Genomic DNA, 14,555 nt, shown 5'->3' with positions numbered 1-14,555 from the left:
CGATCTTAAAATGGCCGGTCTCAAATCAACGCTGCCGAACGCCGCGCCGGAAAGCGGCCTCGCGCCGCCGCTCGCGGCATTGTGGTGGGCCGCCAAAGGGAATTGGGACGCCGCGCACAAGATCGTCCAGGACGAGAGCGACGCGAATTCAGCCTGGGTGCACGCCTATCTGCACCGCGTCGAGGGAGATCTTTCCAATGCCGGCTACTGGTATCGCCAGGCCGGCCAGCCGGTGGCGAAGGATGGGCTTGAAGCGGAGTGGGAGCGGATCGCTTCGGCGCTTGAGGGTAGCAAGGCATGACGGCAACGAGCGGTAAACTGATCAAGCGCGCAACCGGCGACTGGGAAGTCGTGATCGGCATGGAGGTCCATGCCCAGGTGACCTCGAACGCGAAATTGTTTTCCGGCGCCTCGACCGAATTCGGTGGCGCGCCCAATTCCCATGTCTCGCTGGTCGACGCGGCGATGCCGGGCTCGCTGCCGGTCATCAACGAGCAATGCGTCAAGCAGGCGGTGCGCACGGGGCTCGGGCTGAACGCGAAGATCAATCTGCGCTCGGTGTTCGACCGCAAGAACTATTTCTATCCCGACCTGCCTCAAGGCTATCAGATCAGCCAATACAAGTCGCCGATCGTGGGCGAGGGCGAGGTCACGGTCGAACTCGAAGGCGGCAAGACCGCAACCATCGGCATCGAGCGGCTGCATCTTGAACAGGACGCCGGCAAGTTGCTGCACGATCAGTCGCCGACCATGTCGTTCGTCGATCTGAATCGTTCCGGCGTCGCGCTGATGGAGATTGTCTCAAAACCGGACATCCGCGATGCCGAGCAGGCCAAGGCCTATGTGACCAAGGTGCGCTCGATCCTGCGCTACCTCGGCACCTGCGATGGCGACATGGAGAAGGGGTCCTTGCGCGCCGACGTCAACGTGTCGGTCCGCAAGCCAGGCGGGCCGCTCGGCACCCGCTGCGAGATCAAGAACATGAACTCGATCACCTTCATCGGGCAAGCGATCGAATACGAGGCGCGCCGTCAGATCGAAATCATCGAAGAGGGTGGCTCGATCGATCAGGAAACCCGGCTGTTCGATCCCAACAAGGGCGAAACCCGCTCGATGCGCTCCAAGGAAGAGGCGCACGACTACCGTTACTTCCCGGATCCCGACCTGCTGCCGCTGGAATTCACCGACGCCTATGTCGCCGAGATCAAGGCGAGCCTTCCCGAACTGCCGGACCAGAAGAAGGCGCGCTTCATCGCCGAACTGGGCTTGTCGCCCTATGACGCAGGCGTGCTGGTGGCGGAGCGCGAGAGCGCGGACTTCTTCGAGACGGTGCTGGCCAAACTCGCCGATCGTGGTCGCGACGGCAAGTTGGCCGCCAACTGGGTGATCAACGAACTGTACGGACGGTTGAACAAGGAAGGTTTTGCCATCGGCGCCTCGCCGGTATCGGCCGTGCAACTCGGCGGCATCGTCGATCTGATCGGCGAGGGCACGATCTCCGGCAAGATCGCCAAGGATCTGTTCGAGATCGTCTGGCGGGAGGGCGGCGACCCTCGCGCGGTGGTCGAAGCGCGCTGCATGAAGCAGGTGACGGACCTCTCGGCGATCGAAAAGGTGGTCGATGAGATCATCGCTGCCAATCCGGACAAGGTCGAACAAGCCAAGGCCAAGCCACAGGCGCTCGGTTGGTTCGTCGGTCAGGTGATGAAATCTTCCGGCGGCAAGGCGAATCCGCAAGCCGTCAACGATCTCCTGAAGTCCAAACTCGGCGTTTGAGTTGACGCATCGACGTCGCGTGCGGCGATCGATGAAGGTCACGCACGCTTACCGATCGTTCACGATGTTTGGCGATGTGCGGCGTCGGCCGTTCATGCGGCCCCGAATCAGCCGTATTCGATTCGAGCGGAATTGGCGTCTGGCGAGCGCCGATGAGACGCCGGGGCGCCAAACACGAAAAATTTTTTTGTTGCAAAAATTTCGATTCGGAGTCCGTGCGACTCGCCTCTGAGCGGACTTTCGAATGCTTCGGCGTGTCGATCGTGCAGCCACGTCAGTATCGCGAATAACAAAAAACACTACAGTACAGCCGCTTTTTTATTTTTTTCGGAATTTAAATCGATGTTTCGCACCAAACTTTTGCATCGACACGCGAGCTTCTCGCCTTTGCTGTGATCGTCGCGCGTCGCGCGCGCCGGTCTTGAGGCGTCAATACTTCCTTAAGCGGGAAGATGTTTTTTTCGCTGTGTTGGTGTATTCGGGATGTGTGTGCATCTCGATTCCCGAGTGCACGCAGCGATTAAGCCAACTCACTACATTAGGAGGGCACTATGGCTAAGAAAGCTAAGAAGGCGAAGAAGGCGAAGAGCGCAGTGAAGAAGACTGCGAAGAAGACCCGCAAGGTTGCGAAGAAGAAGAAGTAACTATCGCCTTGAAGAAGATGCCGGCGGTTTGATGCCGGCACGTCACAGGAGCCTTCCGACGGTTGCTTCCCTCGGGAAGAAAATCTGAAGAGCGGCTCATGTCGACGAAAGAGGGTGTCGGCGAGACATCAGGTCAAACGGCTGGATCGTTATTTGGGGGAGTTCTCTCCCGCCAAAGGCCGGTCCGGCAGAAGAAACAGGTTTTCTTCGTTCGGTGCGAATCCCAACAGCGGTTCGCAATTTCTTAGGTCCAACGGTCCAATTGCCCGATGGCCTGTGAAATCTGGTCCTGACGTGTTCGCCGACGCCCTCGTTCCAAGCCGGTAGCGCCTTGCCCGGCGACTTTTCCCGATCCCCAGACATTCCGTTCGACCTATCCTGCTTGCCCAACGCGCGAGCGGTAACGGCGGCTGGCCGCGGCGACGTTCCTGTCGGTACTGCCGGTTGCGGCAATGGTTATCGGTTCGCCAAACGCCAGGGTAAACCGTTTTCACAAATATCCGGGAAACCCCGCAAAATGGGCATTTCCCGCATGTCGCGCGTCGCGCGGCCTTTGAGACGTTTACGCACCGTTCATCCCGATATTTAAACCGTCCTTCAAATTTGAACGGTCATGATGATCCCACCAGCCGATCAACGGCGGCGCATTTAGCGCAGCGGGGTAACGGGACGTTTTGACAGACTGACGGGGGGTACGCGCGGACAACAGCGCGGACCAACGAACAACGGGGAGACTAACATGTTTCAGGGTTCTATCGATCTGGATGCGGCCATGCCGGTCACGGCGACCGCCATTCCGGATGTGCTGTTCGAGCGTGGGCTTTATTGGTCGAGCGGCCGTTCCGGCGTCGTCAATCTGGTCGCCGCGCATAAATGGTTCAACCTCGCCGCTCTGAAGGGGCGCAGCGACGCCATCCAGATGCGCCGCGAGGTTGCCGAACTGATGTCGGAAGCGGAAGTCGCTGCCGCACAGCGCGAAGCCCGCGATTGGATGAGCACGCACTGATCGGTTTCGGTAGCCTGAGACCGGATCAGACCGTCGTTGGCTTCGGCGCAGCCGTCGGCTCGCCGATCAGCGCGCGGATCCTGTCGATATCGGCCGCCGTGGTGGGATTATAGACCACCATGCTGAGATCTGGCCGACCGTCGACGGCGAAGGCCGAATATTCGAATTCGAGCCGGCCGAGAACGGGATGCCGGATGTGTTTGACGCGCTCGCCATGATGCTGGATGTCGTTGTCGCGCCACATCGCCGCGAAATCGGGGCTTAACCGGCAGAGTTCATCGACGAGAGGTTCGGCCTCTGCGGCCGCGCCTGCGCGTGCCGCGTCGATCTTGAACGCCCCCAAAACGAACCGCGCCACGCTTTCCCAATCATATTGTAAAGCGCGGGCGCGCGGATCGAGGAAGATAGAACGCAGGATATTGCGCTGTTCGGGCGGCAGTGCGCCGTAATCGGTGAGCATCACCGTCACGGCGCGATTCCAGGCGACGACGTCCCATGTGGCGGTTCTGATCAACGCAGGGCTCGGGTCCAGAGCATCGAGTACGCGCTGCAGCCGCGGCGTGACGCCTTCGTCTTTTTTGTAATGCGCCTCGGGAGGATGACCGAGGCCGAGCAGGAAGAGATGCTCGCGTTCGAGATCGGTGAGCATCAACGCGCGAGCGATCCGGTCGAGCACATCGGCCGACGGCGATCCGCCGCGCCCTTGTTCAAGCCAAGTGTACCAGGTCGGACTGATATTGGCGCGTTGCGCCACTTCCTCACGGCGAAGCCCAGCGGTGCGGCGGCGCTCCGACGAAAAGCCGAAGGCCTCGGGATCGAGCCTGGTCCGGCGTTCCCTGAGATAAGTCCCGAGCAGGTTCTCGTTGGTGAAAGGTTCGCTCATCCTGTTATGTATTATACCACGATAATCTCACTACTTTACTAGGATACATCGAAGGCCGACATCTGTCTCCACTAAACAAGGAGACTTGCTCATGCGCGTGTTTGTTACCGGCGCGACCGGATTCATCGGCTCTGCTGTCGTCAAAGATCTGATTGCCGCCGGCCATCAGGTGTCGGGATTGTCGCGTTCGAAAGAGAAGGGCGCGGCTTTGGCTGCGACGGGCGCCGAAGTGATCGACGGATCGCTCGAAGACCTCGACGGGGTGAAACGTGCCGCTGCGAAATCAGATGGCGTCATCCACCTGGCCTTCAATCATGACTTCTCGAAATTCGTGGCGAATTGCGAAGACGATCGGCGCGTCGTCGCCGCGCTCGGCTCGGTGCTCGAAGGCTCCGACCGGCCACTGATCGTCACCTCCGGCACATTGATCGCGCATAACGCCTCAGGCGGTCCCGCGACGGAAGAGGATGCCGCGCTCGGCTCCGAGGCGCACCCGCGCGCTGCGTCGGAAGAGGCGGCAGCTACTGTCGCCGCCAACGGCGTCAACGTGTCGGTGGTTCGCCTTCCGCAGGTGCACGATACGGCCCGGCAGGGCCTCATCACCTATGCGATCGCGATAGCGGTTGAAAAAGGCCTGTGTCCCTATGTGGGCGACGGTCAAAATCGCTGGCCTTCGTCCCATGTGCTCGATACGGCACGTCTCTATCGGCTTGCGCTAGAGAAGGCCGAGCGCGGTGCCAAGTACCACGCGGTCGCAGAGGAGGGCGTTTCATTTCGCGATATCGTAGAAGTCCTTGGCAAACGCTTGAAGCTGCCGGTCAGGTCAATCGGTCCAGACGAGGCCAAGGCCCACTTTGGCTGGCTTGCACCGTTTGCCGGTCTTGATGCTCCGGCTTCCAGCGCGCAGACGCGGCAACGTTTGCAGTGGCAACCGAAAGAACGCGGGTTGCTGGCGGATCTTGAAGAGCTGCAGGGCTTCTGAAGCAGGGCTTCGACGCCTAGCGGGCCTGTCACTGTCGCCGAGACGCTGCGCTGAATTTCCGGCGGGCGTCTCGCCGCTTTCCGACAAAAACTCCGGGCGCTGAAGAGACGCCAATGTCGTCATGATCCAAATATCTCAAGTTCGCCTTAGACCGCACGACGCTCCGGCGCTATCACATGTGAGTAGTGAGGAACGTCCACAGCGGTCAGCGCACACGTCTTGAGAGCTTCAGGATTTCTCTCGCCTTTTGCGGCACATGCGAGAATGGTCGACGCCATCTCGGCCTGAATAGCCGAGGTACGCTTCGGCTCTGGAAGCGAGGCCGTCGCATCATCCAGAACTGATTTCATCAGCTCGATTAATTCAGGCTGGAACACCGCACCCTTGGGATCCACGTTTGCACCCTCCGAAAAAAGCAAACCCCGCCCCTCGATTATTTAAGTCCGTGGCTTCCGCGGAAGCAATTGCCGTCCAAGGGTGCGTGAAACATTTTTCCCAGCTCCGGTTTCGGTTGCGACGTGATGGCGGTCAATGGAACAAAAGTTCCCCTTGGCCGCCGGTTGATTTGTTCTCATGGTTGCCCAGTTCCTCCAGCGGGCGACAAATATGGCTGCATCGAAAAAAGACCGCCCGGTTTCGCCGGGCGGCTCTTGAATTTGAAAATCACTTTCGTGAGGCTGTTGTTCTTAATGGCCGGCCGGGGCGGCTTCCTCCGCATCCGGGGCCGAACGTTCCGGGAGCATTCGGTCGCTCCTCATGCCGCGATTGATCTGGCCGGCCGTACCCATCGCGCTGCCGGTGGTCATGCCGCGCTCACGGTTGACTTCCCTGTGCCGGGCGGTGGCGGCATCCTGGCCAACGGTTGCAGCCGGCGCATCTCCGACCGCGGGCGTTTGCGCCATTGCGACGGTGTCTAGGCTAAAAAGCGCGCCGGCCGCCAAAGCGATGACAAAAGTTTTTTTCATGGTCGTTTCCTCTTCTTGTTTTGCCGCAAACCAACGAGTTGGCCGAGGAGGCGTTCCCAGGACGACGTAAGGTCAAAACCGCGAGGAACCGAACCCGGGGATAGCCATTAGCTCAGCAGGGTTTCATGGAAGGAGCGCGAGTATGGACAAGGATCGAATTTCAGGATCGGCGAAGGATTTCGCGAGCAAGGTCGAAGGTACCGTGGGCAATATGGCCGGCGACGCGCAGACAGAGGCCGAAGGCCGTCTCCGCGAAGCGGCGGGCAAGGCGCAGAACTTTTACGGTCAGGCCAAGGACGCCGCGCGCGACGCCAAGGATGCTGCGCTTGGTTATGCCAAGGACACCTATGACAACAGCGGCGAGACCTTCAGGGATGGCTCGCAAGCCCTGTCTAAGAGCGTGCAGGACAACCCGCTTGGGTCGCTGTTGATTGCCGGCGGCATCGGCTTTGCGCTGGCGCTATTGATGACGCGCCCGCCGCGTCGCCCGCTGCGTCGTCAATATTGGCGATGAGATGAACTGTTGGTTGGGAGACAAATCGTGAGCGATGAAAGCCCGCCCTTGGTCTACGAAGGCCTGGATCCGATTCCGGAGCCGAAATCCGCCATGTCGGAAATTTCCGACGCTCTTCAAGCGGCAGCCGGTCGCGTCAGCCGGACGATCGAAGCCGGTCGGCGTCCTGGCATGCCGCTGAGCGTGTTGAGCAACATAGCTCGCGAAGCGCCTCTTGCGTCTTTGCTGACGGCCTTCCTCTTGGGCGTAGCGGTGGCTCGCCGTTCGAATAATACGCGGAGGTTTCCCGATCACCGCGAATAGAGCCGGTGACGGCCTCTGGACGGCATGATTTAGGATTTTCTAACGCTGTTTTGTCAGAATGCCTCCGAACGAGGGGAGACATGGCAATGCAGGACTCGCCCATGCAGGATTTGGAACAGGCTATCCGTGAACGCGCCTACCACCTCTGGATCGAAAGCGGTCACGAGGACGGAAACGCAGACGCTCACTGGCTCGTCGCCCAGCGCGAGATTTTGAGCGCGTCATTTGGCGAAATGGCCCGCGTTACCGTTGGCGAGACCGTCAAACCGGCCAAGCCGAAGAAGGCGAGGGCGCCTCGAAAGCGGCGCGCGGCGTAAGTAACGTACACGGGGAGACGGCGGAACCGGAAACCTCGCCGGAAATCCACCTGTGGATATTTTACGGTTGAAAACGGCCGTCTGACAATGGTCGGTGCGAAGGGAACGCCGCTGGGGGATCCGATCGGGCTCCAAGCGGGACACGATTCGTGGCCGATTTGCAAAATTTGAAAAGTTGCGCCGGTGAGACACCTGCAAAAGCGATTATTCGCTAACGGATCGTCGGGCGCCGTAGCGCCTCCCTTACCTCATCGTTCTCAAGTAGATCAAGAAAGTGACGTTCGCGTTAGTCGGACGCGTCCGATTTTGCGGTTTTGTGGTCGTACGCGCAATTGTCGCGCTAGTGGTTTCGGTATCGGCGGTATTTCTCTCTTTGCTTGTCATAAAACGCCTCCGTCGTACGGGCGCGCGGCGTGAAAAGTTTGCCGCAAAGGCGCCCGGATGTTTTGACGGAGATCAAGATCACTATTCAGGGGAGGCCGCGTCGTCATTCCAGGGTTTTCAAAAACGCGATGAAGTCGCCGATCTGGTCGCCATCGAAGCGAAATTCCGGCATGGTCGGATGTCCGGTTACGATGCCTTCCGCCAGCGATTCCTCGAGCATCCCGACGGGATAGCGTTCGTGCAGGGTGCGGAACGGCGGCGCGATCTTCAGCGGGCTCGGGCTTACCTTGTCGATGGCGTGGCATTTCGCGCAATAGGTGAGGGCGAGGCGCTTGCCCTGTTCGGCGTTGGAGGCAAGGGCAGGAAGACCGCTGGAAGCGGCAATAAGGACGTCAACAATACCGGCAACCAGGATTGGCCGGCGGAGCATCATCCGCCCGTCAAGAAATCCCGCCTTGCTCATGGCCGTGTCCGACCCGAAGGCGTCATTTCAAGACAGGTTTCGAGCTCGACATAGCTGGGCGTGCCGTCGATTTTGGTTTCTTGAACACAAAGCTTTTTGTCGGCTTGCGAGAATACGCTCCATCGCGGAATGAGTTCGTCCCGGGCGCGTTCTTCGTCGGCCTTGCAGGAAACCATGGTTTCGCCAATCGATGAACCGCCGGAAAGTTCTGACCGGCAGTTACGTTCAATGTCGAACTTTGGAACGGCGTCGGCGGCAGCGGACAGCTGCGATGTGCTTGCGAGAACGCTGATGAATACGGCAGTGGCTAACGATGAATGTGACATGGCAACCTCCATGGCCACCATTAAGAACCGGACATAGGCGCTGTGATTGATCGAGGTCAAAGAAGCGCCACGCGAGCCAAGAATTTCAGAGCGGGCAGCGCTCGTCAGTGCGACATCAGGGTCGGCACCGTCATGGATCGGAACATGTCGCGGGTGACCCCACCCATTACGACTTCCTGCAGACGGGAATGCCCATAGCCGCCCATGATGAGCAGGTCGATTCCTTCGTCGGCCGCCGCGGACAATATCGTCGGTTGAATTTCGGAATGGTCGGCCTCTAGCGAGACGATTTTTGCGGGCAGACCGAGGGTTGCGAGGCGCGCCTGAAGACGGCTGGAAGAAGCTTCCGCGGAAACCGGCTCGTTGACGGTCAGAACCGTTAGCGCGTTGGCCTTGGAAATCAGAGGCATTGCGTCCCGCAGGGCACGCGCCGCCAACCGGCTGCCGTCCCATAAAATCCCGATGCGGCCAATTCTCAACGCCCCACGAAACGTGTAGGGGAGGACCAGAACCGGGCCGCCGGACCGAAAAAGTACCTCCTGTGGCATCATATTATCGAATGCCGTGTCCCCAGGTTCGGGCTGCGAGACGATCGTAAGATCAGAGAGCCTGGCGCTTGCGCCGAGGATATCGGCGGCCTCGGCGAATGACCCGCCAACCGCACGGCTCCGATGGGTTATCTTGGCCGTTTTCGCCTCAAACTCAAAAACGGCCAGGGCCGCCTGTGCGCGCTCCAATGCGCTTTGGTGCTGGGCCTCAAACAGCGGCGCCATGGCGACGCCGCCTTCGGCAACAAAAGGAATGTCGTTGACGGACTCATAGCCGACGGCGATGGCCTCCAGAGCAGCGCCAGTGGTCATCGCCAGCGAAATCGACCCATCAGTCGCCGGCCGCGGCGAGCGTTCGGTCGGGATATGCACCAGCAGGTTCCTGTACATGACGGCTTCCGTGGGTTTGTGAGTGGCAATTGGCCTATCGAAGCATTCACTGCACTTTCCTGGTTTGATGCACGTCAAAGTCCCTCACGGATGCGCCGGTTATCGTGACTTTCATGGGATTGGCTGACCGGTAGCTCGGCTGAACACAGATGAGGATAAAAATGACCCAACCAGCGCAAGCAGACCAACTTCATCGCCACGCCGTCATCTGGATCGACCATCTGAAAGCGAAAATATTCACGATGGGATTGACTGGCGTCAGCTCCAGCACGGTGCATGCGCATCTCGCGTCATCCCATCTTCATCACCGTGCCAACACCATCGGTTCGGGCCATGTGAAGGAGGATCCTGCTTTCCTTGCTGCGATCGCCCGATCGGTCGCGGCGTGCGACGAGGTGCTGATCCTCGGACCCGGCACCGAGAAAGCGGTCCTCATGCAGCATCTGCAATCGGTGCGGCCAAAGCTGCTGCTGCGAGCAGAATCGAGCGATCACCCGACGGATGACGAAATAGTGGCTGTCGGCCGAAAGCATTTCGGTCTGTCTGAACCGCGGGCGTGAAGCGCTCGATTTTGGCTTGAAAGGAAACCGTTCATGTCCCCTTTAGTATCGGCCGTCCGTCTAGCCAATTCGCAGGGGCATGCCGATGCGCTGCCTCCCGAGGAGGTTGGGGCATTGCCGTCAAAGGTCTCCGCGGCTGCCGAATCGACGGATCGGGCTTTTCACGCTGGTCTTGCGCGGTTAACGGGCGGGCTTTCTCCCGCGGCAGTCGCGCTGGCGTTCGCCGACTGGCAGCTCCATTTGCTTACCTCCCCCGGCGAATGCGCAATGCTCGCAGGCGAAGCGCTTCAACATGGCATGCAATTCATCAACGCGATGGTGCCCCGGCACGCGACATTCCAACCGTGGTCGGTGATCAAGCCGCCGGCGGCCGATCGCCGCTTTGCCGGCCGCGACTGGGAGTTGCCGCCTTTCAATTTGCTGGCGCAGTCCTTTTTGCTGACCGAGGATTGGTGGCATTCGACCACGTCCGACGTCCGGGGCCTGGCGCATTCCAACGCGGCGATTGCCGATTTCGTCACACGTCAGTGTCTCGATACGATGGCTCCGACGAACTTTGCCGGCAGCAATCCGAAAGTGCTGCGCAAGATCATGGAGACCGGCGGCGGTAACTTCGTCTATGGCCTGCACAACTGGATGGAGGACTGGCAAACCCTGCTCAAGGGCGGTGCCGCACATGATCAGCAATTCGTCGTCGGCAAGGATGTTGCGGTGACGCCAGGCAAGGTCGTCTATCGCAACGATCTGATTGAGCTCATTCAATATTCGCCGACCACCCCGACGGTGCGGCCGGAAACAATACTGATCGTGCCGGCCTGGATCATGAAATATTATATTCTCGATCTGTCTCCACACAATTCGCTGGTGCGGTTCCTGGTCGAAAACGGTTTCACCGTTTTCATGATCTCGTGGAAAAATCCGACCTCCGTCGACCGCAACCTCAGCCTCGAGGATTACCGGGAGCAGGGCGTCGACGCGGCGGTTGCTGCCATCAACGAGTTCATGCCGGAGCGGGCCATCCATGCCGCGGGCTATTGCCTCGGCGGCACGTTGCTGTCGATCGCCGCGGCGCGGCTGCAACGCGATCGACCGGACTGTCTGAAGACGGTGACCATGCTTGCAGCGCAAACCGATTTTACGGAAGCGGGCGAACTGACGCTGTTCGTCAACGAAAGCCAGGTCAGTTTTCTTGAAGACATGATGTGGCAGCCGGGCGTGCTCGGTTCGATGCAGATGGCTGGAGCTTTCCAGATGCTGCGTTCCAACGATCTGCTCTGGTCGCGGATGGTGCACGACTATCTGATCGGCGAGCGGGCACCGCCGAGCGATCTGATGTCGTGGAATGCCGATGCCACGCGCATGCCATATCAGATGCACTCGGACTATTTGCGTCATCTTTTTCTCAACAATGATCTGGCCGAAGGCCGCTACCAGACTGGAGGCAAGCCGATCGCGCTGTCTGACCTCCGCAAGCCGATGTTCGTTGTCGGCACTCTGCGCGACCACGTCGCGCCGTGGAAGTCGGTGCACAAGATCCATTTCCTAGCTGACGCCGACATCACCTATGTGTTGACAAACGGCGGACATAATGCCGGGATTGTAGCTGCGCCTGACGAGGCAGAACACAGCTATCAGGTGCTGACAAAAAAGGCCGCCGATCCATATGTCGGCCCGGAAGAGTGGATCAAGCTCGCGCCGGCTCATGAAGGATCGTGGTGGGGCGAGTGGGTGCGGTTTCTTGCAGCGCACTCCGGTTCGCCCGTTGCGCCGCCTTCATTTGAAACGGAAGGTTCGGTGCAGGATGCACCCGGGTCCTACGTGCTACAGCGTTGACGGCGGATCGTTTCGGCCTATCGCGGCACCAGAGCAGGTTTGCTTCGTTCCAGCGTCTGTTCGGGCGAGCCTGAGGCGTCAATAATGGGCCAGTCGATTCGGCCGATTTCGTAATCCTCCTGGGCTGTGGCGATTTCTGCTGTGGCGTCGGATGCGTCGCGCTTGCGGCCTCCGATACGATCCAGGCGCACTCCGAGATCGGCCGTGAGGAAAACTGCATGAAACGCTGCGTCCGGCTTCTGCGCGGCCGTCAACAGTTCACCTCGCTCGGATTCCTTCAGGAGGGCAGCATCGACGACAACGGAGAAGCCCTGATCGAGGATCTGCCGGCTGCGTTCAAGAAGCGTCCGATAGACTTGCGCGGTGACTTCCGGGGTGTAAGCGTCCTCCGGCAGCGCGGTGAGCGGATCGACGCCGAACAGTTCTTTCCGGATAACGTCCGAGCGCAGCAGGATCGCGCCGGGCAGCGGCGCCAGCAGGGGCGCTGCCTCGCGCGCCAACACGCTTTTGCCTGTTCCTGATTTGCCGCCGATCGCGATCAGCGATGGCCGAGCAGGCTCGATGTGGCGCAGCGCGAGGTCGAAATAGGCCCGCGCGTCGGCTGCGTCGTGATCCTCATCCGGCGACAGGCGGCATTTGGTGAAGAGTACATTGGAGCGGATTGCCGCACGCATCGAAAGGAACAACGGCAGCAGCCGAAGCGCCTGTGCGTTTTCCAGCCAGGCCGGCTGCAAATAGGCGTTGAATAGCCGGTTGGCGCAGGCCCTCAGGCCGAAACGGCAAAAGTCCATGATCGGGAAAGCCAGATCGTAAAGGATGTCGGTGGTCGCGATCACGGGATCAAATTCGATGGCGTCAAACAGGAGAGGATTTCCGTCGATCAGGGTGATGTTGCCGAGGTGGGCGTCGCCATGGCAGCGCCGCACCAGACCTTCAGATGCACGCGCATGCAAAAGCGATCGGCAATCGGCGAGTCTTTGCCTGCTGGCGGCGTCCAGCCGGTCGACCATTTGGCGTGGAAGCTGCGGCTCGTTGCGGAAAACTTGAGTATTGCGATCGATGATCCCCTCAATGGAGGCGAGCCAACTCGACCCATCGGAGATCTCCGCTCGCTGGTGTGTCCTGCGAATGGTTACGGCAAGCGTCTCGGCGAGTTCCGGCGTGAGGTCGCCTGCTCGCGCCAAATGGTCGAAGGTCTTGTTCTCGTCAAACCGCGTCATTTCAACGGCCCATTCGCGCACCGGGCCGTCGCCGCCGATCTCGAGGCCGCCATGCCCCTGGGTAATCGGAACGATGCGCCGATAAAGGTCCGTAGCGAAACGACAGTTGACGCTCAGCTCTTCTTCGCAAGCGTGCTTGCGTTTCTCGAGCGTTGAAAAATCCAGGAACGGAAGCTGCACTGCCCGCTTGACCTTCAGGACCCGATCTTTGCCAAGAAAGACGATGGAGATGTGAGTATCGACGCGTTTGCAGTTGGGATCGTGGCCGGCCAGGAAGGCGAGCACCGTTTCCTGACTCTGCCCTGCGGGCCCTTGCTTCGTCGCGCTCATGGGCGCAGCACTGCGGCGCCCACCAGCCTGCCGTCGCGCAGCCGCGATAGCGCTTCGTTGGCTTGATCGAGCGGGAACACGGTGATGTGCGTCTGGATATGGGCGTTGGCGATCGCCTTGAAAAAATCAGCGCCGTCCTTGCGGGTCAGGTTGGCGACGGAAACCACCTGCCGCTCGCCCCAGAGGATGCTGTAGGGAAAGGTTGGGATATCCGACATGTGTATGCCGGCGCAGACGACCCGCCCACCTTTACGCACGGCACGAAGGGCCAGCGGCACCAAAGGCCCGACCGGTGCATAGATGATTGCTGCATCGAGTTCGGTGGGCGGAAGATCGTCCGAGGCGCCGGCCCAGCTGGCGCCGAGCGAAATTGCCAACTGCTGGGCGTCGTTGTCGTTGCGCCGGGTGAAGGCATAGATCGTGCGCCCCTGGGCGCGGGCAACTTGCGCCACGATGTGGCCGGCTGCTCCGAAGCCGTAGATACCGATCGCGTTGCCTTCACCGGCCATCACCAACGACCGCCAACCAATCAGACCGGCGCAAAGCAATGGCGCGAGCGCAACATCGTCGCCATCTTCACCAAGAGGAAAACAATGTCGGGCGTCGGCGACCAGATGGCTGGCGAAGCCGCCATCCCGCGTATAGCCGGTAAACTGAGGGTGGTCGCACAGGTTTTCCTTGTCGGCGCGGCAGTAAAAGCATTCGCCGCAGGTGAAACCGAGCCAAGGCACGCCGACACGCATGCCCATCATCGATCCGGTAACGCCGCTGCCCAGTGCTTCAACCCTGCCAACGACTTCATGTCCGGGAATGATGGGGTATGGGATATCCGGCAGTTCGCCGTCCACGACATGCAGATCGGTCCGGCACACGCCGCACGCACCTACCTTGATGCGGACCTGGCCCGGTCCAGGGATCGGGTCAGGCCGCTCCAGCGGCGTCAGCCGCGCGCCGCGCGCCGAGAGAACCATCGCATGCATATCGTTCAAATCCTGTCACAATCAGTACTTTAGCGTATCACGGCACCCGCCGCTTTTGATCTCGGTCAAAGCGGAGTCGCGACGAATGGCCTAGAGTTGATGTAGTGGTCGCTTCCCAAGAAAGGGATAAG

At 60.1% G+C, this 14,555-nt stretch carries 17 protein-coding genes; 9 read left to right on the top strand and 8 right to left on the bottom strand.

Going from position 1 to position 14,555, the window contains the following annotated elements; translation table 11 throughout:
- Positions 1 to 10 precede the first annotated feature (10 nt).
- From ABSE61_RS11425 to ABSE61_RS11415, 3 genes are all read left to right on the top strand, one after another.
- Positions 11 to 301 carry a hypothetical protein gene (locus ABSE61_RS11425; RefSeq protein WP_423871304.1) on the top strand — a complete coding sequence of 97 codons (291 nt, stop codon included), beginning with the start codon at positions 11 to 13 and terminating at the stop codon, positions 299 to 301.
- Complete coding sequence (gatB, locus tag ABSE61_RS11420) at positions 298 to 1,776, top strand: Asp-tRNA(Asn)/Glu-tRNA(Gln) amidotransferase subunit GatB (protein ID WP_423871210.1); 1,479 nt, start codon at positions 298 to 300, stop codon at positions 1,774 to 1,776. Before ABSE61_RS11425 ends, gatB begins: the two co-directional genes overlap by 4 nt.
- A gap of 1,383 nt (positions 1,777 to 3,159) precedes the next feature.
- Complete coding sequence (locus ABSE61_RS11415; RefSeq protein WP_423871209.1) at positions 3,160 to 3,426, top strand: hypothetical protein; 267 nt, start codon at positions 3,160 to 3,162, stop codon at positions 3,424 to 3,426.
- A gap of 25 nt (positions 3,427 to 3,451) precedes the next feature.
- Here the strand turns inward: ABSE61_RS11415 and ABSE61_RS11410 are convergent, their stop codons facing one another.
- Positions 3,452 to 4,309, bottom strand: a complete 858-nt coding sequence (locus ABSE61_RS11410) for a helix-turn-helix transcriptional regulator (protein ID WP_423871208.1) — start codon at positions 4,307 to 4,309, stop codon at positions 3,452 to 3,454.
- 91 nt (positions 4,310 to 4,400) lie between these two features.
- Between ABSE61_RS11410 and ABSE61_RS11405 the strand changes: the two genes are divergently transcribed.
- A complete protein-coding gene (locus ABSE61_RS11405; protein ID WP_423871207.1) occupies positions 4,401 to 5,291 on the top strand; it encodes an SDR family oxidoreductase in 891 nt (296 codons plus the stop codon).
- Between the two features lie 146 nt (positions 5,292 to 5,437).
- Here ABSE61_RS11405 and ABSE61_RS11400 read toward each other — a convergent pair whose 3' ends face one another.
- Both ABSE61_RS11400 and ABSE61_RS11395 read right to left on the bottom strand, forming a co-directional pair.
- Positions 5,438 to 5,686, bottom strand: a complete 249-nt coding sequence (locus ABSE61_RS11400; RefSeq protein ID WP_423871206.1) for a hypothetical protein — start codon at positions 5,684 to 5,686, stop codon at positions 5,438 to 5,440.
- 291 nt (positions 5,687 to 5,977) lie between these two features.
- Positions 5,978 to 6,256, bottom strand: a complete 279-nt coding sequence (locus ABSE61_RS11395) for a hypothetical protein (protein WP_423871205.1) — start codon at positions 6,254 to 6,256, stop codon at positions 5,978 to 5,980.
- 142 nt (positions 6,257 to 6,398) lie between these two features.
- On the opposite strand from ABSE61_RS11395, the gene ABSE61_RS11390 reads away from it, so the two are divergent.
- From ABSE61_RS11390 to ABSE61_RS11380, 3 genes are all read left to right on the top strand, one after another.
- The gene (locus ABSE61_RS11390; protein WP_423871204.1) at positions 6,399 to 6,770 is read left to right on the top strand and encodes a CsbD family protein; all 372 of its coding nucleotides are present in this window, start codon (positions 6,399 to 6,401) and stop codon (positions 6,768 to 6,770) included.
- Positions 6,771 to 6,797: 27 nt separating this feature from the next.
- Positions 6,798 to 7,073, top strand: coding sequence for a hypothetical protein (locus tag ABSE61_RS11385; protein ID WP_423871203.1), 276 nt, complete (start codon positions 6,798 to 6,800; stop codon positions 7,071 to 7,073).
- Positions 7,074 to 7,159: 86 nt separating this feature from the next.
- Positions 7,160 to 7,390, top strand: a complete 231-nt coding sequence (locus ABSE61_RS11380; RefSeq protein ID WP_423871202.1) for a DUF2934 domain-containing protein — start codon at positions 7,160 to 7,162, stop codon at positions 7,388 to 7,390.
- Between the two features lie 487 nt (positions 7,391 to 7,877).
- On the opposite strand, the gene ABSE61_RS11375 is transcribed toward ABSE61_RS11380, so the two are convergent.
- Genes ABSE61_RS11375 through ABSE61_RS11365 form a run of 3 tightly spaced genes read right to left on the bottom strand, consistent with a single transcriptional unit; the run spans position 7,878 to position 9,501 of the window.
- A complete protein-coding gene (locus tag ABSE61_RS11375) occupies positions 7,878 to 8,237 on the bottom strand; it encodes a c-type cytochrome (RefSeq protein ID WP_423871201.1) in 360 nt (119 codons plus the stop codon).
- Positions 8,234 to 8,623 (bottom strand): hypothetical protein, encoded by a 390-nt coding sequence (locus ABSE61_RS11370; RefSeq protein WP_423871200.1) that lies wholly within the window; start codon positions 8,621 to 8,623, stop codon positions 8,234 to 8,236. The genes ABSE61_RS11375 and ABSE61_RS11370 overlap by 4 nt, the downstream gene beginning before the upstream one ends.
- A 44-nt stretch (positions 8,624 to 8,667) precedes the next feature.
- A complete protein-coding gene (locus ABSE61_RS11365) occupies positions 8,668 to 9,501 on the bottom strand; it encodes a universal stress protein (protein ID WP_423871199.1) in 834 nt (277 codons plus the stop codon).
- A 161-nt stretch (positions 9,502 to 9,662) separates the two neighbouring features.
- On the opposite strand from ABSE61_RS11365, the gene ABSE61_RS11360 reads away from it, so the two are divergent.
- Both ABSE61_RS11360 and ABSE61_RS11355 read left to right on the top strand, forming a co-directional pair.
- On the top strand, positions 9,663 to 10,061 hold the full coding sequence (locus tag ABSE61_RS11360) for a hypothetical protein (protein ID WP_423871198.1): 399 nt from the start codon (positions 9,663 to 9,665) through the stop codon (positions 10,059 to 10,061).
- A gap of 33 nt (positions 10,062 to 10,094) precedes the next feature.
- Positions 10,095 to 11,894 (top strand): PHA/PHB synthase family protein, encoded by a 1,800-nt coding sequence (locus ABSE61_RS11355; RefSeq protein ID WP_423871197.1) that lies wholly within the window; start codon positions 10,095 to 10,097, stop codon positions 11,892 to 11,894.
- A gap of 17 nt (positions 11,895 to 11,911) precedes the next feature.
- Here the strand turns inward: ABSE61_RS11355 and ABSE61_RS11350 are convergent, their stop codons facing one another.
- Together ABSE61_RS11350 and ABSE61_RS11345 are read right to left on the bottom strand one after the other, a co-directional pair.
- Entirely contained in the window at positions 11,912 to 13,444 is a 1,533-nt protein-coding gene (locus ABSE61_RS11350; protein ID WP_423871196.1) for a bifunctional aminoglycoside phosphotransferase/ATP-binding protein, read from the bottom strand.
- Complete coding sequence (locus ABSE61_RS11345; protein WP_423871195.1) at positions 13,441 to 14,424, bottom strand: zinc-dependent alcohol dehydrogenase family protein; 984 nt, start codon at positions 14,422 to 14,424, stop codon at positions 13,441 to 13,443. The genes ABSE61_RS11350 and ABSE61_RS11345 overlap by 4 nt, the downstream gene beginning before the upstream one ends.
- Between the last annotated feature and the right edge of the window lie 131 nt (positions 14,425 to 14,555).

Origin of the sequence: Bradyrhizobium sp. (assembly GCF_049519115.1) — a bacterium.
Taxonomy (GTDB): domain Bacteria; phylum Pseudomonadota; class Alphaproteobacteria; order Rhizobiales; family Xanthobacteraceae; genus Bradyrhizobium.
The sequence above is the reverse complement of the archived record's forward strand: the minus strand, read 5'-3'. Positions and strand labels throughout refer to the sequence as shown.

Coding starts and splice junctions, on each gene's coding strand:
- ABSE61_RS11425 (WP_423871304.1), top strand. CDS start 11: ATGGCCGGTCTCAAATCAACGCTGCCGAACGCCGCGCCGGAAAGCGGC.
- ABSE61_RS11365 (WP_423871199.1), bottom strand. CDS start 9,501: ATGTACAGGAACCTGCTGGTGCATATCCCGACCGAACGCTCGCCGCGG.
- ABSE61_RS11405 (WP_423871207.1), top strand. CDS start 4,401: ATGCGCGTGTTTGTTACCGGCGCGACCGGATTCATCGGCTCTGCTGTC.
- ABSE61_RS11375 (WP_423871201.1), bottom strand. CDS start 8,237: ATGAGCAAGGCGGGATTTCTTGACGGGCGGATGATGCTCCGCCGGCCA.
- gatB (WP_423871210.1), top strand. CDS start 298: ATGACGGCAACGAGCGGTAAACTGATCAAGCGCGCAACCGGCGACTGG.
- ABSE61_RS11355 (WP_423871197.1), top strand. CDS start 10,095: ATGTCCCCTTTAGTATCGGCCGTCCGTCTAGCCAATTCGCAGGGGCAT.
- ABSE61_RS11410 (WP_423871208.1), bottom strand. CDS start 4,309: ATGAGCGAACCTTTCACCAACGAGAACCTGCTCGGGACTTATCTCAGG.
- ABSE61_RS11415 (WP_423871209.1), top strand. CDS start 3,160: ATGTTTCAGGGTTCTATCGATCTGGATGCGGCCATGCCGGTCACGGCG.
- ABSE61_RS11390 (WP_423871204.1), top strand. CDS start 6,399: ATGGACAAGGATCGAATTTCAGGATCGGCGAAGGATTTCGCGAGCAAG.
- ABSE61_RS11345 (WP_423871195.1), bottom strand. CDS start 14,424: ATGCATGCGATGGTTCTCTCGGCGCGCGGCGCGCGGCTGACGCCGCTG.
- ABSE61_RS11395 (WP_423871205.1), bottom strand. CDS start 6,256: ATGAAAAAAACTTTTGTCATCGCTTTGGCGGCCGGCGCGCTTTTTAGC.
- ABSE61_RS11360 (WP_423871198.1), top strand. CDS start 9,663: ATGACCCAACCAGCGCAAGCAGACCAACTTCATCGCCACGCCGTCATC.
- ABSE61_RS11350 (WP_423871196.1), bottom strand. CDS start 13,444: ATGAGCGCGACGAAGCAAGGGCCCGCAGGGCAGAGTCAGGAAACGGTG.
- ABSE61_RS11380 (WP_423871202.1), top strand. CDS start 7,160: ATGCAGGACTCGCCCATGCAGGATTTGGAACAGGCTATCCGTGAACGC.